The following is an 18,890-nucleotide window of genomic DNA, read 5'->3' on the forward strand; positions in this document are numbered from 1 at the left end:
GTGTGACAGTCAATGACGTTGTTGAATGATCGACCGCCATCGCGAGCAAGCTCGCTCCCACAGGTTTGTTTATTTGCAGGGCCGGCTGTAGGTCGGGTGCCTACTTTGCACCTTCGGTCGGCCGCCCGTATCCGATGCGCGCGTCCTGCTAGCGTTAACTAATGGGGATGGGGTAACCGCAGCTTTCATTTCACCAGCAGGTGAAGAGGTTGATCATGGCCATCGCCGAATGGCGCATGCAGGGCGTCGAATTCATTGCCTGCAACTGCAATTGGGGCTGCCCCTGCCAATTCAATGCGCCACCGACCCACGGCCACTGCCAGGCGGTGGCGTCGATGCGAGTGGAACACGGGTATTTCAATCAGGTGGCGCTGGACGGCTTGTGCTGGGCCGCCACCTTCGCTTGGCCGGGCGCCATCCACGAGGGCAACGGCAGTTGTCAGGTGTTCATCGATGAACGTGCCGACGAGGCGCAACGCCAGGCCCTGTTGACGATCCTTTCCGGGCTGGAGAGCGACCCTGGGGCCAACGTGTTCCAGGTGTTCAGCAGCACCATGACTGAAGCGTTCGATCCGCTGTTCGTGCCCATCACCTTATCCATCGATGTCGATCAGCGCTTGGCGCACCTGGACATTCCAGGCGTGTTGCAGGCCAGCGGCGAGCCGATCCGCAGCCCGATCGACGGCTCACCGCATCGCGTCCGCCTGTCCCTGCCCGAGGGCTTCGAGTTCCATGAGGCCGAAGTCGCCAGCGGTAGCTACCAGACGCATTCAGCCCTCAAGCTGCAGTCCCAGGGCAGTCATAGCCACCTCGCCCACGTGCACTTCACTGGCCACGGCATAGAGCCGTAGCGATGGCAGAACCTCAGGCGGCGACCCCGGGCAAGCGGCTGACAGGCGAGCAGTGGCTCCTGCTGCTCTGTCTGCTCGGGCTGACCACCCTGGCCTGGCTGACACTGCTGCGCATGGCCCACGACCTGAGTGCGCCGGGCGGCATGGCGGATGCGGCAATGGCCGGCATGATCATGCCCTGGAGCCCGGCCGATGCGCTGCTGATGTTCGCCATGTGGACGGTGATGATGATCGGCATGATGCTGCCCAGCGCGCTGCCCATGTTGCTGATCTACCAGCAGATGCTGCGCAAGCGCATGCCGACACCGCAGCGACACCTGGCCCTGCTGCTGTTCTGCAGTGCCTATGGCGTGGTCTGGGCCGGCTTCGCCCTCGGCGCCACGGCGCTGCAATGGGCGCTCGAGCAGCTCGCCTTGCTCAGCCCAGGGATGCGCACCACCAGTACCGGGCTGGGCGCCGGCCTGTTGCTGGTCGCTGGGGTCTATCAGTGGCTGCCAAGCAAGGCGGCCTGCCTTGAGCATTGTCGCGGGCCGCTGCATTTTCTTCTCGCCTACTGGCGCCCCGACGTGCTCGGCGGCTGGCGCATGGGCCTGGCCCATGGCGCTTACTGCCTGGGCTGCTGCTGGGCCCTGATGGGCCTGCTGTTCGTGGTCGGTGTGATGAACCTGCTTTGGGTGGCAGTGATCGGTGCCTTCATCTTGCTGGAAAAAAACCTGCCCCAGGGACTCTGGCTCAGTCGTCTCTGCGGTGTGTTGTTGCTCGGCTGGAGTTTTTGGCTGCTGCTAGGTTGAACCTGTGGGCGAGCAAGCTCGCTCCCACAGGTCTTTTATTCGCAGGCATGGATCACCCCCGTGGCGAGGGAGCTTGCTCCCGCTGGGTGGCGCAGCCGCCCCAATCGGGACGACGCAACTATCCAGGTAGACCGCGTCAGCCGGTTTACGACTGCTTCGCAGCCGAGCGGGAGCAAGCTCCCTCGCCACAGGGACCGGAGTTTTGTTCCCGTCCGATATTTATTTCCAGGTATGAATCGGCCAGCCGGCTGATTCGGCATGGGCCTTCAATACCGGGTCGGGGTTCACCACGTGCGGGTGATCGACCTTGAGCAACAGCGGCAAGTCATTGCGCGAGTCGGAATAAAAACTCGCGCCTTCCAGGTTCTCTTCCTCGGCATCCAGCCAGTCCAGCAGCCGGGCGATCTTGCCTTCGCGGTAGGTCAGGGTGCCGACGGTCTGGCCGCTGTACACCCCATGGGCCACTTCCAGTTCGATGGCCAGGATTTCGTCGATGCCCAGGCGTTCGGCAATCGGCTTGACCAGGTGTGTGCCCGAGGCCGAGATCACCAGGATCCGGTCACCGGCCTTGCGGTGTTCGGCAATGGCCTTGGTGGCGTCGCTGAAGATGATTGGCTCGATGAAATCTTCCACCCACGGCGCCACCAGATGCTCGATCTCCTCGGGCGTGCGGCCGATCATCGGCTCCAGGCTGAAGTCCATGTACGTTTCCATGCTCAACTTGCCGTGGCTGTAGGCGTCCATCAGCTCGTTGTTGCGCCGCATGAACGACTCGGGATCGACCCAGCCCAGGCGGCCCATTTGCTCACTCCAGAGGGTGGCGCAGTCGCCGTGGATCAGGGTTTCGTCCAAATCAAAAATTGCCAGGGCCATCAGCAGGTTTTCCTTCTTAAGATCAGCTTCAAAATCAACAAGGCCGTCAGGCTACCTCACACAGGGCCGACGGATCGATGGAAAGTGCCAGCCGTGTGCCGTCAGCATGCAGGTCGGCAGCCGAGCGATTGAGCACATCCACCACCAGTTCCACGCCGCGGGCCTCGACCCGGTAACGGATGACGTTGCCCAACAGGCTGTGGCTGCGAATCAGCGCGTCGGCCTCGCCGCTGCGGCTCAGCTCGATGGCTTCCGGGCGGATGGCGATGCGACCGTTCACTGGCCGCTGCAGCAGTTTGCTCGCGCTGTCAGCGTCCAGCAGGTTGTAGTTGCCGATGAAGCCGGCGGCAAAGACATCGACTGGCGCCGTGTAAAGGGTTTCGGCATCGCCGCTTTGTACGATCTTTCCCTGGTTCATCAGGAAAATCCGGTCAGACATGGTCAGGGCTTCTTCCTGATCGTGTGTGACGAAGATCGTGGTCAGGCCCAACTCACGCTGGATCTGTCGGATCTGTTCGCGCAAGTGCTTGCGAATCCGCGCATCCAGGGCCGACAGCGGCTCGTCCAGCAGCAACAGGCGCGGCCGTGTGACCAGGGAGCGGGCCAGGGCGACGCGCTGGCATTGGCCGCCGGAGAGTTGATGGGGATAGCGGCCGGCAAAATCATGCAGCTCCACCAGGCGCAGGATCTCCAGCACCCGCTGGCGGCTGTCCCCGGCATCGACCTTCTGCATGCGCAGGCCGAAGGCGACGTTCTGCTCCACGGTCATGTTGGGAAACAAGGCGTAGCTCTGGAAAACCATGCCGATGCCGCGTTTCTGTGGGCTCAGCGGGACGATGTCTTGCCCGTCGAGGATGATCTGGCCAGCATCCACCGCAGTCAGGCCGGCGATGCAGCGCAACAGCGTGGATTTGCCGCAACCGGAAGGGCCGAGGAGGGTGACGAATTCGCCCTTGCCGATCTCGCAGTTGATGTCGCTGAACACCGGCGTGCCGGCGTAGCTTTTTTGCAGGTGTTGGACGCTGACGTAGCTCATTGGCTTTTGTCCTTGCTCAAGATGTTGGCCGCCCAGGTCAGGACCAGTACGAAGAAGAAATAGGAAATCACCAGGGCACTGGTGAAGTGACCGCTGCTGTTGCGCATGTTGTTCAGGTAGACCTGCAGGGTTTCATAGCGGGTGCCGACGAGGATGTTGGCAAACACGAACTCGCCGAACAGAAATGAAAAGGACAGCAGTAGCGCCACCATCAGGCCCTTGCGCAGGTTCGGCAGCACCACCAGGAACGCGGCCTGGAAGGTGCTGGCGCCGAGCAGTTGGGCAGCGTCCATCAAGTCGCGCAGGTTGATCGCTTGCAGGTTGTTGGTGATCGCCCGGTACATGAAGGGCAGGGCGACGGTGAAGTAGCAACCGATCAGGATCCACGGCGTACCGACCATCGCCAGCGGCCCGGAACCATAGAGTTGCAACAGCCCCACCGACGACACCACCGGCGGCACCGCGAAGGGCAGCAGGATCAGGATGTTCATCAGCGCGTCGAGCTTGGGAAAGTGGTAATGCACCACGAACAGCAACGGCAGGATCAACACCACCGAGAGCACCAGCGCACCGACACAGACCAGCAGCGATTGACCGAAGGCGTGGAGAAAACGCGGATCGCTCCACAACTGCACATACCATTTGAAGGTGAAGCCGCTGGGCAGCACGGTGGCCGACCAACTGCTGGCGATGGAGTAGACGAGTGTGCCGGCCAGGGGCAGCAGCAGGATGGCGAACAGCAGGTACACCACTATCCGATGATAGAGCCCGACGGAGCCCGGTTCAGCGCGAGACATGGTAGCTCCTCTTGAGCAGCAACTGATGGACGACGGTCACCACGGTCATCAACGCCACCAGTATCACGGCCAGGGCACTGGCCATGTTCGGGTCGAGGGAAATGTCGCCGGAGACCATGGCGGCGATGCGGATCGGCAGCACGTTGAAGTTGCCGGTGGTCAACGCGTAGACCGTGGCGTAGGCGCCGAGGGCGTTGGCCAGCAGGATCACGAAAGTGCCCAGCAGCGCCGGGGTCAGCACCGGCAAGCCGATGTGCCGCCAGAACTGCCAGCCGTTGGCGCCGAGCAACTCGGCGGACTCGCGCCAGTCTTCGCGCAGGGCGTCGAAGGCCGGGTAGAGCAGCAGCACGCCCAGGGGAATCTGGAAGTAGGTGTAGAGAATGATCAGCCCGGTTTTCGAATACAGGTTGAAATCCTCGATGATCCCCGCCTGCTTGAGCATGAGCGTGATGCTGCCGTTGAACCCCAGCAAGATGATGAAGGCGAAGGCCAGGGGCACGCCGGCGAAGTTGCTGGTCATGTTGGCGAACGCATTGACGAAATTGCGCAGCCGCGAATCCACCCGGCGCAGCGAATAGCTGCCGAGCACGGCAATGACGATGCCGAACACGCTGGACCAGAAGCTGATCTCCAGGCTGTGCTGGATTGCCTGCCGATAAAACTTCGAACTGAAGATTTTGCTGAAGTTGGCCAGGCCCCAGCCGAACTCCTCCGATTCCAGGCTGTTGACCAGCACCCAGAGCAGCGGGGCGATCTGGAACACGATGAAGAAAATCGCGAAGGGCACCAGGCACAACGCTGCCAGCCATTTGCCGCGCGTCATGGCGTTCACTTGAGTAGCTCCTGGCAATAAGGTTTGTCGTGGTCGACGCCGAGCAATTGGCAGATGGTGCCGCACAGTTCGGTCTGCTTGGGCGCGGCAGCGGGATCGAGACTGAAGCTGTCACCCAGCACGAACAGCGGCACTTCCCGTTCTTCAGCCAGCAGGCCGTTGTGGGAACGGTCGTTGTTCATGCCATGGTCGGCGGTCACCAGCACCTGGTAACCGGCGTCGAGCCACGCTTGCAGATAGACCGCCAGGTTGATATCGGCCGAGCGGGCGCTGTTGCGGTATTGCGGGGTGTCGAGGCCGTGCTTGTGGCCGGCGTCGTCGATATTCATCGGGTGCACCAGCAGGAAGTTCGGCAAGTAGCGCAGGCGCAGGTGTTCGGCGTCGGCGAACAGATGGGAATCGGGGTAGTGGTCATTCCAATAGAAATGCCCGTATTGGATCGGCAGGCCGGGGTTGTCGGTGTGACGGTCGCGACCGGCGACGAAGGGGGACGCGTTGTAGAGTTCGCTGACCCAGTGATACGCCGCAGCCGCCGTGCTCAGGCCGGCCTGGGTGGCGTAGTGGAAAATGCTGCGCTGGTTCGACAGGCGCGAGACGTTGTTGTGCACGATCCCGCTGTCGATGGGCACGACGCCGGTGAGGATGCATTCGTAGAGCGGGCGGGACAGGGCGGGCAACTCACATTCCAGTTTGTAGAGGGCCGCGCGTCCTGCGCCGACGTAAGCCTGCAAATGCCCCATGGCATGCCGGGCGACCTCATGGTTGAGACCGTCGAGCACCACCAGGATGACGTTGTGCTTCATGGGTACCGGGACTCCGGGCAGATACCAGAAAACTCGGATCCTCCAGGAACCTGATGTGAGAACCAGCTTCTGTGGGAGCGAGCTTGCTCGCGATGAGGGCGACACGGTTCAACTGCGGGACCGTGTCATCGTTCATCGCGAGCAAGCTCGCTCCCACGGGGCTTGCTCTCACAGTTGGATTTCCAGTGGATCTCCGAGCGGGAGCGACCGCCTTATTGCATGTTGATGATCACTTCTTCCTGCCACTTCTGCGGCAGTGCCTTGGAAGTCTTCTCCCACGCATCCGCATCCTTGATCGGGGTCACGCCTTTGTACTGCTCGTTCGGCAGCAGTTTGGCCTGGACCTCTTCCGGCAGTTTCAGGTGCTCGGCGCGGATTGGACGGGCATTGCCCTTGGCCAGGTTGATCTGGCCGGCGTCGCTGAAGATGTACTCACGGGCCAACTTGGCGGCGTTCGGGTGCTTGGCGTATTTGTTGATGATGGTGGTGTAGCCGGAGATCACCGAGCCGTCGGACGGAATCAGTACGACGTAGTCATCGGGGTTGGCCATCTTGGCCTTGTAGCTCAGGCCGTTGAAATCCCAGACCACGCCGACTTCGACTTCACCTTTCTCCATCGTGGCGATGGTCGGGTTGGCCATGGACAGGCGTCCTTGCTTGGCGATATCGGCAAACATCAACAGCGCCGGCTGGACGTTCTTCTCGTCGCCGCCGTTGGCCAGGGCCGCGGCCAGCACGCCGTTGGCGGCCTGGGCGGCGGTGCTCACGTCACCGATGGAGACTTTGTACTTGCCTGTCTTCAGGTCGGCCCATTTGGTCGGCACTTCGGAACCGTGCAGCAGCTTCTTGTTGACGATGAAGGCGATGGTGCCGGTGTAGGCCAATGCCCAGTTGCCGTCCTTGTCCTTGGCCCAGGCCGGTACTTGTTCCCAGGTGCTTGGCTTGTAGGGCTGGACCACGCCCTGCTTGACCGCGATCGGGCCGAAGGCCGCACCGACGTCGCCGATGTCGGCGCTGGCGTTGTCTTTTTCGGCGGCGAACTTGGCGATTTCCTGGGCCGAGCTCATGTCGGTGTCGATGTGTTTCAAGCCGTAGAGCTTGGCCAAGTCCTCCCAGGTGCCTTTCCAGTTTGCCCAGTCATCGGGCATGCCGACGCTGTTGACGGCGCCTTCCGCTTTCGCAGCGGCTTCCAACGTTTTCAGATCGGTGTCAGCGGCCATGGCGGCGGTGCACATGGCAATGGTCGAGCCTAACAGTGATGCCAGGAAAAGCTGTTTCATCCGAAGCTCCTATGGGCGTTTTCAACGCTGCGATTGCGGTTGTGTTGGTCTAGGTCAGCAATACCTGAGCCAATGTAGGCGAGCCCTGTGACATTTTGATGTCGGTGCCGCAGGCGGCGGGAAATGCCCGGCTCGTGGGGGTTGGCTGCGAATTAAGCGTAGACCATGGTTAAACGGCTGATCTGCAAGGACTTGGCCGTTAATTTGCACGCTGGCAAAACGACCGTTCGGCGGCTCTGTCATCTACCAGTCATGTGCAGTGCCTAGGCTTGCTGGACTCAGAAGCGGATCGATGAGCCGTCGATCCTGCCCCGAAACAGTGCTGGTCTAGTCCAGATAGGTAACGTTGATGCGCATCGATGCAACCAAAGCGGTGACAGCCATTGGACAGGTGCTGCAAGAGCAACTCGACCACGGGTTGCTGGCGCCCGGCAGCAAGTTGCCGGCCGAGCGCAAGCTCAGTGAATTGTTCGGGACCACGCGGATCACCGTGCGCGAAGCGTTGTTGCAGCTCGAAGCCCAGGGGCAGATCTATCGGGAGGAGCGCCGGGGCTGGTTCGTCTCGCCGCCGCGCCTGGCCTACAACCTGATGCAGCGCAGCCATTTCCACGCCATGGTCGCGGCCCAGGGGCGGGTGCCTTCTACCCAAGTGATTTCTGCACGCCTGCAACCGGCTTCGGCGGCCGTGTGTGCGTGGTTGCAGTTGCCGGCGCTGTCCAGCGTGATCCAGATCTGCCGTGTGCGGCGTATCGATGAGCGGCTGGTGCTGTACGTCGAGCACTACCTGAACCCGCAGTATTTCCCGGACATCCTCGGGTTCGACCTTAACCAATCCATCACCGAGCTGTACGCCCGCCATTACGACCTGCACTACGGCCGGGTGAAGTTCGAAATCGTGCCCACCTCGTTACAGCCGGAAGCGGCAGCGGCGTTGAGGGTCTCGGTGGGCAGCCCCGGGCTGCGCATCGCACGGGTCAACTATGACCAGCACCAGCGGCTGATCGACTGCGACCTGGAGTTCTGGCGCCACGATGCGATCCATGTCGGCGTGGATGTGCCGGAGCAACCTGTGCCGGAATAATTGCCGGTGGCCGGCGCCAGGCTCAGAGCGATTCGTTGAGCTTGCTCAGGATCTTGATCACCACCGTGGCGAGGATCAACAACATGCCGATCCACATGGCGAAGACACCGACGTTCTTGTCACGGAAGTTGAAACCGATGGCCAGCAGGATCATGCCGGCAATGATGGGCACCAGCATGGCGTTGAGCGCAGACATCGAGATCATGACGACGGCCTTGTCGAGGGGGATAAGGACAGTCTAGTTGGGGTTTGGTTGGGGTGGGCTGATGTGTGTCACAGCCTCCCCGAATCTTGAGGTGGACATCATTGTGGCGAGGGAGCAGCTGCAACTATGGCAACTCGCGAGACGCGTAGAACGCGCTCAGCACCTTCACCAAATGCGCCAGGTCATGGCTGCCGCACAGTTCGCGGATCGAATGCATGGCGAAGGTCGGCAGGCCGATGTCCACGGTGCGCACGCCCAGCTGACTGGCGGTGATCGGGCCGATGGTCGAGCCGCAGCCCATGTCGCTGCGCACCACGAAGCTCTGCACCGGCACTTCTTCGGCCATGCACAAATGGCGGAAGAACCCGGCGGTTTCGCTGTTGGTGGCGTAGCGCTGGTTGCTGTTGACCTTGATCACCGGACCGGCGTTGAGCTTGGGGCCGTGGTTGGCGTCGTGCTTGTCGGCATAGTTGGGGTGCACGCCGTGGGCGTTGTCCGCCGAAACCAGCAGGGATTTCTGAATGGTCCGTACGAATTCTTCACCTTCGGGCAGCAGGCGACGCAGGGTCTGTTCCAGCATCGGCCCGTCGGCGCCACAGGCCGAGCATGAGCCGACCTCTTCGTGATCGTTGCACACCAGCACGCAGGTTTCTTCAGTGTCGGCGTTCAGCAAGGCTTGCAGGCCGGCGTAGCATGACAGCAGGTTGTCCAGGCGCGCGCCGGCAATGAAATCACCATGCAGGCCAATGACCGCGGCGCTTTGGGTGTCGTAGAAGCTCAACTCGTAATCGAGCACCACGTCGGCGTTCAGGCCGTGTTCCCGGGCCAGTTGATCGGTGAGCACGGCACGGAAGTCGACGCGCTCGTCACCGGCGAACTGCGCGAGGATCGGCGGCAGCTCGTTCTGCGGGTTGATGGCCCAGCCTTGGTTGGCTTCGCGATTGAGGTGGATGGCCAGGTTGGGAATCGTGGCGATCGGCGCCTTGAAATCGATCAGTTGGCTCTCGACCTTGCCATCGCGGCGGAAAGTCACGCGCCCGGCCAGGGACAGGTCACGGTCGAACCATGGCGCCAGCAGCGCGCCGCCATAGACTTCCACCCCCAGTTGCCAGAACCCGTGGCGTTGCAGCTCCGGCTGCGGCTTGACCCGCAGGCAGGGGCTGTCGGTGTGGGCGCCGACCAGGCGGATGCCGTCGTGCAGCGGTGAGTGGCGGCCGAGCTTGAAGGCAATGATCGAAGAGTCGTTGCGCGTGACGTAATAACGACCGTTGGCCTCGGTGGCCCAAGTCTCGCGTTCGTCAAGACGCTGGTAACCGGCCGCCTCCAGGCGCTTGGCCAGGCTGGCGGTGGCATGAAACGGGGTAGGGGAGGCCTTGAGGAAGTCGATCAGGCCTTGGTTCAACTCTGCGCGCATAAGTCACTCCAAACAGCGATGGGCGGGAGTTTACCGTATTGCTGGTCGATGGGGAGGGGAGAGGGGTATGTATAGGGGGAACTTGGGTTGTCGAACCCGTGGCGAGGGAGCTTGCTCCCGCTGGGCTGCGTAGCAGCCCCAACAGCGGCGACCCCATCAAGCAGGTTTGCCGAGGTATCAGCCTTTAGGGCCGCTTCGCGCCCCAGCGGGAGCAAGCTCCCTCGCCACAGGGTCGGTGGTGTTTCTTAAAACGGCGCAGGGCACTCGAAGCGCAGGCGCTCGCCGCTTTGCGGGTGGGTGAAGCTCAACATGCTCGCGTGCAGGCACAGGCGCGGCCAGGCGGCGAGGGCCTGGGGGTGGGCGTAGAGCCCGTCGCCCAGCAGCGGGTGACCGATGGAGAGCATGTGCACGCGCAGTTGGTGCGAGCGTCCGGTGATGGGTGTCAGCTCGACCCGGCACCAGTCGCCGCAACGTTCCAGCACGCGCCAGAAGGTCAGGGCGTGTTTGCCCTGTTCATGGTCCACCACATGCCGGGGTTTGGTCGGCGGGTCGTAGCGCAGGGGCAGGTCGATGCTGCCGCTGTCCAGCTCCGGTTGGCCCCAGCACAGCGCGGTGTAGGCTTTTTCGGTTTCGCGGTCATGAAATTGCCGGGACAGTTCGCGATGGGTGTCCGGGTCACGGGCCAGCAGGATAATGCCAGAGGTTTCCCAGTCCAGTCGGTGTACGATTCGCGCTTCCGGATAGCCGTTTTCCTGCAGGCGGGTGATCAGGCAGTCCTTGTTGTCGTCGGCCCGGCCGGGCACGGAAAGCAACAAGGTCGGCTTGTCGACCACCAGGACAGCGGCGTCCTGATGAATGATGCGGATGTTGGACAGGGGCATTAAAAACAGTCTCGCTACAAACGCCAACGGCGGCTCGGGCCCCTCGTCCTATATGTAGGAGCTGGCGGAGCCTGCGATCTTTTCCGAGCTTCCTTGAGTTTCAAGTGAAAGATCAAAAGATCGCAGGCTTCGCCAGCCCCTACACAAGGGCACAGAGCCCGAGCCGCCGTGGCTCCCGCCGGTGCGATCAGCGATCCGGCAGGGTGATATTGAGTTCCAGGATCGAGCAGCTGCCCTGGCTTTCCAGCGCCACATGCACGTCATCGCTACCGATGTTGACGTATTTGCGGATCACTTCCACCAGTTCCTTCTGCAAGGCTGGCAGGTAGTCAGGGGTACTGCGTTGGCCGCGTTCGTGCGCCACGATGATCTGTAGACGCTCTTTCGCGACCGAGGCGGTACTGGGCTTTTTGTTGGCACGAAAGAAGTCAAAAAGGTTCATTACCTACCTCCAAACAGGCGCTCGAAGAAACCTTTCTTCGTTACATCGAGGAAACGATGCTCCACGGTTTTGCCCAGCAGGCGATCGACGGCATCGCTGTATGCCTGGCCGGCATCGCTCTGGTCGTCGAGGATCACTGGCACGCCGGAGTTGGAAGCCTTGAGGACCGCTTGGGATTCCGGAATGACACCCAGCAGGGTGACGGCGAGGATTTCCTTGACGTCTTCGACGCCCAGCATTTCGCCATCGCTGACTCGTTGCGGGTTGTAGCGGGTCAGCAGCAAGTGCTCCTTGATCGGCTCCTCGCCCTTCTCGGCGCGCCGGGACTTGCTCGCCAGCAGGCCCAGCATGCGGTCGGAGTCGCGGACCGACGACACTTCCGGGTTGGTCACGACAATCGCTTCGTCGGCGAAGTACATGGCCAGGTGGGCACCTTTCTCGATACCGGCCGGGGAGTCGCAGACCACGAACTCAAAGTCTTCCTTGAGCTGCATCAGCACTTTTTCCACGCCTTCCTGGGTCAGCGCGTCTTTGTCGCGGGTCTGGCTGGCGGCCAGCACGTAGAGGTTTTCAAGGCGCTTGTCCTTGATCAGGGCCTGCTGCAGGTTCGCTTCGCCGTTGACCACGTTGACGAAGTCGTAGACCACGCGACGCTCGCAACCCATGATCAGGTCGAGGTTACGCAGGCCGACGTCGAAGTCGACGATGACTGTCTTGTGGCCGCGCAGAGCGAGGCCGGTACCGATAGCGGCGCTGGTGGTGGTCTTACCCACACCACCCTTGCCGGATGTAACCACGAGAATCTTGGCCAAGGTGTTTCACCCCTAAGGAAAAAGGACTTTGTCAGCCCCTGAAAAACATCTCTGGAAAACCGCTGCAATTGGACAGGCTTGGCTGGAATCGGCTGTCGGGCGGGGTCTACCTCCGGTAAACACTGCCTGATCCTTTTTCCTACGTCGTTTAAGCCGTTTTCGCTCGTTTTAGAGATGCTTGGAAAATGCGGCAGTATCCGTTAAAGCCGAATGATGTTCAACACGTCGCCTGACAGGCTGATCTGGACGCCGGCCCCCCACAACGGGTCGCGGCGCAAATCTTCGGAGACCTTGTACTGCCCGGCGATGGAAACCAGCTCGGCGCTCAATTGCTGGCAGAAGATCCTGGCCTTGGTATCACCCTTGACGCCGGCCAGTGCTCGACCGCGCATCGGGCCGTATACATGGATGTTGCCATCGGCCAGAAGTTCCGCCCCCGGGCTGACCGAGGAGACGATGACCAGATCGCCACCCTGGGCATAAATCTGTTGCCCGCCGCGCACGGGCGAGGTGATCACGCGCGTCGGCTTGACGCTGGGCTCCGGTGGTTTTTCCGGAATTTTCTTCGCTTCGACCGGATTCAGTTCCAGCACGCGCTCCCGGGCGCCGGACGGCGGCAGCACCGGAATGTCCACGGCGATGGCGGCGGCGATGTCTTCGATGCGGCTGGCGCGGATCGCCAGGGTGCGCAGGCCGTGCTGGCGGCAGACGCGCATCAGGCCCGGCAGGTCCACTGAGCCGTCGCCGGCCGGCAGCTTGTCCAGGGCCAGCACCAGGGGGGCATTGCTGAAGAAATTCGGGGCCTGGGCGACTTTCGCCGCCAGTTGCCGGTCAAGGCTCTCCAGGTCGTTGCGGGCCAGTTCCAGCACCGTAATGGCGAGCATGCTGCCCTTCAGCTGGAACACGGGATCTTGGTCTAGCGGTTCGGTTTGGCTCATGGTCGGCGTACAACGGCTTGTCACTAAAAGTGCCGAGACTTATAACGAGATCGTCCGCCAGCCGCAACCCGGGTCGAACAATGTAGAATGCGCGGCCCATGTCTTAATGGAAGCTGTAATGGATCGCCCGCGTTTTCGAGCTGCATTTTTTCATCCGCGTTTCTGGCTGCTGTGGTGCGGCCTGGGGCTGTTGTGGCTGATCGTTCAACTGCCTTATCCGTTATTGCTGCGGGTCGGTCGCGCATTGGGCGCGCTGATGTATCGGATGGCCGGCGACCGACGGCGCATCGCCCGTCGCAACCTGGAGCTGTGCTTCCCGGAAAAATCCGCCGCCGAGCGCAAGCGTCTGCTCAAGGACAACTTCGCCTCCACCGGCATCGCCTTTTTCGAGATGGCCATGAGTTGGTGGTGGTCGCGTTCGCGTTTGGCGAAACTGGCCCATGTCGAAGGGCTGGAGCACCTCAAGCAGGCCCAGCGCGAGGGCAAGGGCGTGATTTTGATGGCGTTGCATTTCACCACGCTGGAAATCGGCGCGGCCTTGCTTGGCCAGCAGCACACCATCGATGGCATGTACCGCGAGCACAAGAACCCGCTGTTCGACTACATCCAGCGTCGGGGCCGCGAGCGGCACAACCTCGATTCCCTGGCGGTGGAGCGTGACGACGTGCGTGGCATGCTCAAGCTGCTGCGGGCCGGACGGGCGATCTGGTATGCGCCGGACCAGGACTACGGCGCCAAGCAAAGCGTGTTCGTGCCGCTGTTCGGCGTCCAGGCCGCGACGGTCACCGCCACCAGCAAGTTCGCCCGCCTGGGCAAGGCGCTGGTGGTGCCTTTCACCCAGGAGCGGCTGGCCGATGGCAGCGGTTATCGCCTGGTGATCCAGGCGCCGCTGACGGATTTTCCGGGCGAGACCGAGGAAGCCGATTGCATCCGCATCAACCAGTGGGTAGAGCGGTCGGTGAGCGATTGTCCCGAGCAGTACCTTTGGGCCCACCGGCGCTTCAAGAGCCGTCCGCCAGGCGAGCCCAAGCTGTACGACAAACGCGGCTGAGTTTTTTTGATATCACCTTGAGCACGGAGCATTGCGATGACCCCAGCTGAACCGGTTACAGGTTTGATTCTTTCCGGCGGCGGGGCTCGAGCGGCGTATCAGGTAGGTGTACTGGCGGCCATCGCCGAATTGCTGCCGGATGGGGCGGATAACCCGTTTCCGGTGATCGTCGGCACCTCGGCCGGGGCGATCAACGCGGTCAGCCTGGCGAGCGGGGCGATGGACTTCAAGACGGCCATCGAGCGGCTGACCGCGTTCTGGCAAGCGGTGCGCAGCCATCAAGTCATGCGCAGCGACTGGCGAGGCGTGTTGGCCCAGTCGATGCGTTTCTTCATCCACAGCCTGCTGGGCCTGGGGGCCAAGTTGCCAGTGGCGCTGATCGACAGTTCGCCGTTGCGCGAACTGCTCCAGGCCCAATTCCACGCCTCGGGCATCGAGCAGTCCATCGCCGAGCAGCAGCTGCGGGCGGTGGCGGTGACGGCGTTCGGTTATGAATCCGGCCAGGCCGTTACGTTCTACCAAGGGCGGGGGACCATCGATGCCTGGTTGCGCCATCGGCGTATCGGTGTGCCGACGCAGTTGTCGGTGGAGCATTTGCTGGCCAGTTCGGCGATTCCATTGTTGTTCGCGCCGGTCAGGATCGGCCCGCAATATTTCGGCGACGGCGCGGTGCGGCAATCGGCGCCCATCAGCCCAGCCCTGCACCTGGGGGCCAATCGTGTGCTGGTGATCGGTGTCAGCGGCAATCCTCGGGGCGCCGGCGGGCAAGATCCGCGCGAGCGCAGCTACACCGGCCTGCAACCGACCCTGGCGCAGATCGGCGGTCATATGCTCAACAGCACGTTCATCGACAGCCTGGAAAGCGACATCGAGTTGCTTGAGCGCCTGAACGGGTTCAGCCACTTGCTGCCCGATGACGTCCCGGCCCACGCCCTCGGCGCCGCACCGGTGGACGTGCTGGTGATCTCACCCAGCCAACCGATCGACGAAATCGCCGCCCGCCATCGCCAGGAATTGCCCCGTGCGTTGCGCGTCTTCTTGCGTGGGCCGGGCGCGACCAAGACCAGCGGCGCAGGGGTGCTGAGCTACCTGTTGTTCGAGGCGGGGTATTGCAGCGAGCTGATCGAGCTGGGGCGCCAGGATGCGTTGGCGCAGCGTGAGGCGTTGAGTCGGTTTCTGGGGTTGGCTTAGGAGTGATGTCAGTAGGTTCACCCCAATCGCGAGCAGGCTCGCTCCCACAGTAGATCTTCAGTGGACACAAAATCTGTGTATGACATAAATCCTCTGTGGGAGCGAGCTTGCTCGCGATGACGGCGGCACATCCAGCATCGACTCAGGCTGACCCACCGCAATCGCGAGCAAGCTCGCTCCCACACTAGATCTTCAGTGGATACAAAATCTGTGTACGACATAAATCCACTGTGGGAGCGAGCCTGCTCGCGATAACGGCGGCACATCCAGCATCGACTCAGGCTGACCCACCGCAATCGCGAGCAAGCTAGCTCCCACAGGGTATTGCTGCGGATGTAGATCCTGGGATCAGAAATGGTACTTCAGCAAAAAGCTGGTCGTGCTCTGGTTGGTCTTGAACCCGTCGCTGTCTTCGATCGCGTACTTGTTCTTCCAGTAGTCGTATTCCACCCCGACGTATAGCTGCTTGGCGCCGAGCTTCAAGGCCTTGCCCAAGTCATATTTGACCTGCGGGACGATGTGCAGGTTGGCGTGGTAGGTGCCCTTGGAATTGGTGTCGTTGTCCACCACCCAGTCGATGAACCCGTCGAACAGGATATCGGATGAACCCACCGGCAGGGTATAGGCCCAGACCGGGGTGATCTGCCAGACGTTGTCGCCGGCGCGTGGGCCTTCGGTCTGGCGGTTGTAGAAGTTCAGCTGGAAGTAGTCGAAGCCGGGAATCGCCAGGTCGAAACCCGGGCCGATCAGGTACGACTCGTTGTCGCCTTCCCCGAACTCATAGGTCATGGCCAGCAGCACGTCCTTGATCGGCCCCAGTGCCAGCTTCTGGTCGAAGATCTTGCCGAACGACAGGCGCGGGCTGAATTCACCGTAGTAGGTGTTCGGGCCGGACTGGCTGTCGTCCTGGCCGTTGTAGAAGATCCGATCGAGGAAGAAGAAGTTGTCCCCGTATTTCCAGGCATCGGCGTGTTCGAAGGTCACGGTCTGCTGGATACGCGGGTTGATCTGGAAATCCTTGCCATACAGGTAGCTCAGGCTGTTGTTCTGCCACTGGAACAGGTCGTCGGCCATCGCCTGGCCTGCGGCCAGCAAGGATCCTGCGAGTATCAGGCTGGTGCACGTACGTTTCATTCGGTTTGCTCCCAAAGGTAAGTGGTACCGCTTTTTTTCGAGTCAGCGCTCTGGTGTGGCGCCTTTTTTCCATGGATGAAAAACATCCGTTCGGTCAGCTTTTTGAGCGTGGCGAATGCTGATAGCAAGAGCTGAGCCAAGGCAGGTGGGAAACCCGCAGAAGACTCATCCAGCTGTTTGGAACAGTCGAAAAGAGGATGCTTATTCTATTCACCGGTGCCGGGCTAAGTTGGCGGACCAGTCAGGATCTGAGGGGGTTTTTGTGTCGGCCGGTTTCGAGCGGCCGCGCAGGATACGGGCTTGTCTTGAAGGGCTCAAGTGCCCTGTAACGGCGCGTGTGCGGCGAATTTGGGGCGTGATGGCAGGGCTTGGTCATCAGGTGCTTTCCTCTTGTTTTTATTGTTGAGGCGCAGGCAGTCGCTGACGGGCGACCGGTCATTGCCGGTCGGCCTGTCAGCGGTGGGACATTTATTGAAAGCAGTGGCTCAGTTGGTGCGCGCGCCCTGATTGATCCAGGCGCCGATCAGGTCGCGTTCCTGCTGGGTCATCTGGGTGATGTTGCCCAACGGCATGATCTGGGTGGTCACGGCCTGGGCCTGGATGCGCGCGGCTTCTTGCTGAATCTGCTGCGGCGTATCGAACATCACCCCGCCCGGCGCGGCGCTGAACAACGGGCTGGTGGGCTTGGCCGAGTGGCAGACCGAGCAGCGTTCCTGGATCACGCTGTGGACCTTCTCGAACGAAGGGCCCTGGGGGCTGGCGGCCTGGGCCGGTTTTTCCGCTGGCGCTGCCGGGGCAGTTGCGGGCTTGGCGCCACCGCCCACGGCGGTTTCCGGCAGGGGCTGGTACTCGATGGCGGCCGGCGCCTTTGCTACTTCCGGTGCGCTGGAGATGGGTTTGGGCCCGGTGACATAGGCCAGGCAAATCATCGCCAGGGCGCCGACCGGCAGCGTCCAGGCAAACCGGTTGCTGTCATGGCGCGTGTTGAAGTAATGCCGCACCAACACCGCCGCCACGGCGATCCCGGCCAGGATCAGCCAGTTGTATTGGCTGCCGTAGGTGCTCGGGAAGTGGTTGCTGATCATGATGAACAGCACCGGCAGGGTGAAGTAATTGTTGTGACGCGAACGCAGCAAGCCCTTGGCCGGCAGCGCCGGGTCGGGGGTACGGTTCTCGGCGATGGCCGCGACCAGGGCCCGTTGTGCCGGCATGATGATGCGGAACACGTTGCCCACCATGATCGTGCCGATGACCGCCCCGACATGCAGGTAGGCCCCGCGACCGCTGAACACCTTGCTGAACCCGTAGGCCGCGGCGATCAGCAGCACGAACAGGATCAGGCCGAGCAGGGCGGGGCGCTTGCCCAGGGCCGAGTCGCAGAGAAAGGAATAGACGAACCAGCCGACGAGCAACGAACCGATGCCCAGGGCCACGCCTTCAGCACCGCTCAGGCTGCTGCCGGGGGCCAGCAGGTAGACGGTCGGGTTCCAATAGAACACCACGCACAGCAGGGCGATGCCCGACATCCACGTGAAATAGGCTTCCCATTTGAACCAGTGCAGGTTGTCCGGCATGGACGGTGGCGCGAGTTTGTATTTTTCCAGGTGGTAGATGCCACCTCCGTGGATGGCCCACAGGTCGCCGGCCAGGCCGCTCTTGGGGTTGACGCGATTGAGGTTGTTTTCCAGCCAGACGAAGTAGAACGACGCGCCGATCCAGGCCACGCCAGTGATCATGTGAACCCAGCGAATGCTCAGGTTCAGCCATTCCAGCATATGTGCTTCCACAGTCTTTACCTCTCGCCCGTCACGCTTGTTTTCGCGTGATCGGACCTTCTCTTATTGGTGGGGGGCGAGGATCAGAAACTCATCCTCTTTGAAAAAATGCTCATCGCAGTTATTGCCTGTGCCACTGCGATCAACCACCAGGAAGTCATCCCGCTTTTCGATCGTCAGCACCGGGTGGTGCCAGACGCCGCGATGGTAATTAATGCCCTGCCTGCCGTTGGTGACGAAGGCGCGGACCAAGCCTGATACAGGTGCATCGCCAAGTGGCGCGACCACGATCAGAAAGGGGTTGCCGAGCAGCGGAATGAAGGCCTGGCTGCCCAGCGGATGGCGCTCCAGCATGCGTACGGTCAGCGGCATGTCCAGCGCGTCGGCGCGGAAGATGCTGATGATCGCCTTGTCATCCGGCGTGGCGGTTTCCACCGTCGCCAGGCGATGGAAGCGCATGGTCGAACCGTTGTTGATCATGAAGTGATCGCTGCCGTCGGTTTCGATCACGTCACCGAACGGGGCGAAGGCTTCTTTGGTCAACGGTTCGATCTTGAGAGTGCGCATGCTGGTCTTCTTATCCAAAAATTCTGTGTTGTGGTTCAGCTTTTGTGGCGAGGGAGCTTGCTCCCGCTGGGTTGCGAAGCGACCCCGCTTTTCAAAAAAAAGGGACTGCTGCGCAGTCCAGCGGGAGCAAGCTCCC

The 18,890-nt window shown here is 61.7% G+C and carries 20 protein-coding genes; 5 read left to right on the forward strand and 15 right to left on the reverse strand.

What is annotated here, in order from left to right:
* Nucleotides 1-215: 215 nt before the first annotated feature.
* Together ACIPQ1_RS26960 and ACIPQ1_RS26965 are read left to right on the forward strand one after the other, a co-directional pair.
* Nucleotides 216-851: a DUF1326 domain-containing protein gene (locus ACIPQ1_RS26960; protein ID WP_186710137.1), complete on the forward strand. Its 636-nt coding sequence runs from the start codon at nt 216-218 to the stop codon at nt 849-851.
* A 2-nt stretch (nt 852-853) separates the two neighbouring features.
* Nucleotides 854-1,642: a DUF2182 domain-containing protein gene (locus ACIPQ1_RS26965; protein WP_446535075.1), complete on the forward strand. Its 789-nt coding sequence runs from the start codon at nt 854-856 to the stop codon at nt 1,640-1,642.
* Nucleotides 1,643-1,861: 219 nt separating this feature from the next.
* On the opposite strand, the gene ACIPQ1_RS26970 is transcribed toward ACIPQ1_RS26965, so the two are convergent.
* The 6 genes from ACIPQ1_RS26970 to ACIPQ1_RS26995 all read right to left on the reverse strand — a co-directional run bounded on the left by ACIPQ1_RS26970 (nt 1,862) and on the right by ACIPQ1_RS26995 (nt 7,263).
* Entirely contained in the window at nt 1,862-2,515 is a 654-nt protein-coding gene (locus tag ACIPQ1_RS26970) for an HAD family hydrolase (RefSeq protein ID WP_186710133.1), read from the reverse strand.
* Between the two features lie 46 nt (nt 2,516-2,561).
* The gene (locus ACIPQ1_RS26975) at nt 2,562-3,551 is read right to left on the reverse strand and encodes an ABC transporter ATP-binding protein (protein WP_446535076.1); all 990 of its coding nucleotides are present in this window, start codon (nt 3,549-3,551) and stop codon (nt 2,562-2,564) included.
* Nucleotides 3,548-4,348: an ABC transporter permease gene (locus ACIPQ1_RS26980; RefSeq protein ID WP_250964667.1), complete on the reverse strand. Its 801-nt coding sequence runs from the start codon at nt 4,346-4,348 to the stop codon at nt 3,548-3,550. The genes ACIPQ1_RS26975 and ACIPQ1_RS26980 overlap by 4 nt, the downstream gene beginning before the upstream one ends.
* A complete protein-coding gene (locus tag ACIPQ1_RS26985) occupies nt 4,335-5,171 on the reverse strand; it encodes an ABC transporter permease (RefSeq protein ID WP_186710146.1) in 837 nt (278 codons plus the stop codon). Before ACIPQ1_RS26985 ends, ACIPQ1_RS26980 begins: the two co-directional genes overlap by 14 nt.
* Nucleotides 5,172-5,176: 5 nt before the next feature.
* On the reverse strand, nt 5,177-5,983 hold the full coding sequence (locus ACIPQ1_RS26990) for an alkaline phosphatase family protein (RefSeq protein WP_411385354.1): 807 nt from the start codon (nt 5,981-5,983) through the stop codon (nt 5,177-5,179).
* Nucleotides 5,984-6,195: 212 nt separating this feature from the next.
* Complete coding sequence (locus ACIPQ1_RS26995; protein WP_411385353.1) at nt 6,196-7,263, reverse strand: ABC transporter substrate-binding protein; 1,068 nt, start codon at nt 7,261-7,263, stop codon at nt 6,196-6,198.
* Nucleotides 7,264-7,612: 349 nt separating this feature from the next.
* Here ACIPQ1_RS26995 and ACIPQ1_RS27000 point away from each other — a divergent pair, with 349 nt between their 5' ends.
* Entirely contained in the window at nt 7,613-8,344 is a 732-nt protein-coding gene (locus tag ACIPQ1_RS27000) for a UTRA domain-containing protein (protein WP_186710122.1), read from the forward strand.
* A gap of 22 nt (nt 8,345-8,366) precedes the next feature.
* Here ACIPQ1_RS27000 and ACIPQ1_RS27005 read toward each other — a convergent pair whose 3' ends face one another.
* The 6 genes from ACIPQ1_RS27005 to minC all read right to left on the reverse strand — a co-directional run bounded on the left by ACIPQ1_RS27005 (nt 8,367) and on the right by minC (nt 13,036).
* On the reverse strand, nt 8,367-8,549 hold the full coding sequence (locus tag ACIPQ1_RS27005) for a hypothetical protein (RefSeq protein ID WP_186730647.1): 183 nt from the start codon (nt 8,547-8,549) through the stop codon (nt 8,367-8,369).
* A gap of 124 nt (nt 8,550-8,673) precedes the next feature.
* Complete coding sequence (locus ACIPQ1_RS27010) at nt 8,674-9,963, reverse strand: M18 family aminopeptidase (RefSeq protein WP_072406529.1); 1,290 nt, start codon at nt 9,961-9,963, stop codon at nt 8,674-8,676.
* A gap of 245 nt (nt 9,964-10,208) precedes the next feature.
* A complete protein-coding gene (locus ACIPQ1_RS27015) occupies nt 10,209-10,844 on the reverse strand; it encodes an RluA family pseudouridine synthase (RefSeq protein ID WP_018612476.1) in 636 nt (211 codons plus the stop codon).
* Between the two features lie 187 nt (nt 10,845-11,031).
* A complete protein-coding gene (gene minE / locus ACIPQ1_RS27020) occupies nt 11,032-11,286 on the reverse strand; it encodes a cell division topological specificity factor MinE (protein WP_003179111.1) in 255 nt (84 codons plus the stop codon).
* A complete protein-coding gene (minD, locus tag ACIPQ1_RS27025; RefSeq protein WP_003179114.1) occupies nt 11,286-12,098 on the reverse strand; it encodes a septum site-determining protein MinD in 813 nt (270 codons plus the stop codon). Before minD ends, minE begins: the two co-directional genes overlap by 1 nt.
* 200 nt (nt 12,099-12,298) lie before the next feature.
* The gene (minC, locus tag ACIPQ1_RS27030; RefSeq protein ID WP_411385352.1) at nt 12,299-13,036 is read right to left on the reverse strand and encodes a septum site-determining protein MinC; all 738 of its coding nucleotides are present in this window, start codon (nt 13,034-13,036) and stop codon (nt 12,299-12,301) included.
* A gap of 118 nt (nt 13,037-13,154) precedes the next feature.
* On the opposite strand from minC, the gene ACIPQ1_RS27035 reads away from it, so the two are divergent.
* Both ACIPQ1_RS27035 and ACIPQ1_RS27040 read left to right on the forward strand, forming a co-directional pair.
* Nucleotides 13,155-14,087, forward strand: coding sequence for a lipid A biosynthesis lauroyl acyltransferase (locus ACIPQ1_RS27035; protein WP_250964836.1), 933 nt, complete (start codon nt 13,155-13,157; stop codon nt 14,085-14,087).
* A 36-nt stretch (nt 14,088-14,123) separates the two neighbouring features.
* The gene (locus ACIPQ1_RS27040; RefSeq protein WP_411385351.1) at nt 14,124-15,278 is read left to right on the forward strand and encodes a patatin-like phospholipase family protein; all 1,155 of its coding nucleotides are present in this window, start codon (nt 14,124-14,126) and stop codon (nt 15,276-15,278) included.
* 348 nt (nt 15,279-15,626) lie between these two features.
* Here ACIPQ1_RS27040 and ACIPQ1_RS27045 read toward each other — a convergent pair whose 3' ends face one another.
* The 3 genes from ACIPQ1_RS27045 to ACIPQ1_RS27055 all read right to left on the reverse strand — a co-directional run bounded on the left by ACIPQ1_RS27045 (nt 15,627) and on the right by ACIPQ1_RS27055 (nt 18,754).
* Nucleotides 15,627-16,412, reverse strand: coding sequence for an outer membrane protein OmpK (locus ACIPQ1_RS27045; protein WP_411385350.1), 786 nt, complete (start codon nt 16,410-16,412; stop codon nt 15,627-15,629).
* 485 nt (nt 16,413-16,897) lie between these two features.
* Complete coding sequence (locus ACIPQ1_RS27050) at nt 16,898-18,199, reverse strand: urate hydroxylase PuuD (protein ID WP_411385349.1); 1,302 nt, start codon at nt 18,197-18,199, stop codon at nt 16,898-16,900.
* A 51-nt stretch (nt 18,200-18,250) separates the two neighbouring features.
* Complete coding sequence (locus ACIPQ1_RS27055; RefSeq protein WP_046065627.1) at nt 18,251-18,754, reverse strand: ureidoglycolate lyase; 504 nt, start codon at nt 18,752-18,754, stop codon at nt 18,251-18,253.
* Between the last annotated feature and the right edge of the window lie 136 nt (nt 18,755-18,890).

The sequence above is a fragment of the Pseudomonas sp. LARHCG127 genome (assembly GCF_052871455.1).

Coding starts and splice junctions, on each gene's coding strand:
- ACIPQ1_RS26965 (WP_446535075.1), top strand. CDS start 854: ATGGCAGAACCTCAGGCGGCGACCCCGGGCAAGCGGCTGACAGGCGAG.
- ACIPQ1_RS26990 (WP_411385354.1), bottom strand. CDS start 5,983: ATGAAGCACAACGTCATCCTGGTGGTGCTCGACGGTCTCAACCATGAG.
- ACIPQ1_RS26975 (WP_446535076.1), bottom strand. CDS start 3,551: ATGAGCTACGTCAGCGTCCAACACCTGCAAAAAAGCTACGCCGGCACG.
- ACIPQ1_RS27035 (WP_250964836.1), top strand. CDS start 13,155: ATGGATCGCCCGCGTTTTCGAGCTGCATTTTTTCATCCGCGTTTCTGG.
- ACIPQ1_RS27045 (WP_411385350.1), bottom strand. CDS start 16,412: ATGAAACGTACGTGCACCAGCCTGATACTCGCAGGATCCTTGCTGGCC.
- ACIPQ1_RS26980 (WP_250964667.1), bottom strand. CDS start 4,348: ATGTCTCGCGCTGAACCGGGCTCCGTCGGGCTCTATCATCGGATAGTG.
- ACIPQ1_RS27010 (WP_072406529.1), bottom strand. CDS start 9,963: ATGCGCGCAGAGTTGAACCAAGGCCTGATCGACTTCCTCAAGGCCTCC.
- ACIPQ1_RS26995 (WP_411385353.1), bottom strand. CDS start 7,263: ATGAAACAGCTTTTCCTGGCATCACTGTTAGGCTCGACCATTGCCATG.
- ACIPQ1_RS26985 (WP_186710146.1), bottom strand. CDS start 5,171: ATGACGCGCGGCAAATGGCTGGCAGCGTTGTGCCTGGTGCCCTTCGCG.
- ACIPQ1_RS27005 (WP_186730647.1), bottom strand. CDS start 8,549: ATGATCTCGATGTCTGCGCTCAACGCCATGCTGGTGCCCATCATTGCC.
- ACIPQ1_RS26960 (WP_186710137.1), top strand. CDS start 216: ATGGCCATCGCCGAATGGCGCATGCAGGGCGTCGAATTCATTGCCTGC.
- minC (WP_411385352.1), bottom strand. CDS start 13,036: ATGAGCCAAACCGAACCGCTAGACCAAGATCCCGTGTTCCAGCTGAAG.
- ACIPQ1_RS27015 (WP_018612476.1), bottom strand. CDS start 10,844: ATGCCCCTGTCCAACATCCGCATCATTCATCAGGACGCCGCTGTCCTG.
- ACIPQ1_RS27040 (WP_411385351.1), top strand. CDS start 14,124: ATGACCCCAGCTGAACCGGTTACAGGTTTGATTCTTTCCGGCGGCGGG.
- ACIPQ1_RS27055 (WP_046065627.1), bottom strand. CDS start 18,754: ATGCGCACTCTCAAGATCGAACCGTTGACCAAAGAAGCCTTCGCCCCG.
- ACIPQ1_RS26970 (WP_186710133.1), bottom strand. CDS start 2,515: ATGGCCCTGGCAATTTTTGATTTGGACGAAACCCTGATCCACGGCGAC.
- ACIPQ1_RS27000 (WP_186710122.1), top strand. CDS start 7,613: ATGCGCATCGATGCAACCAAAGCGGTGACAGCCATTGGACAGGTGCTG.
- minE (WP_003179111.1), bottom strand. CDS start 11,286: ATGAACCTTTTTGACTTCTTTCGTGCCAACAAAAAGCCCAGTACCGCC.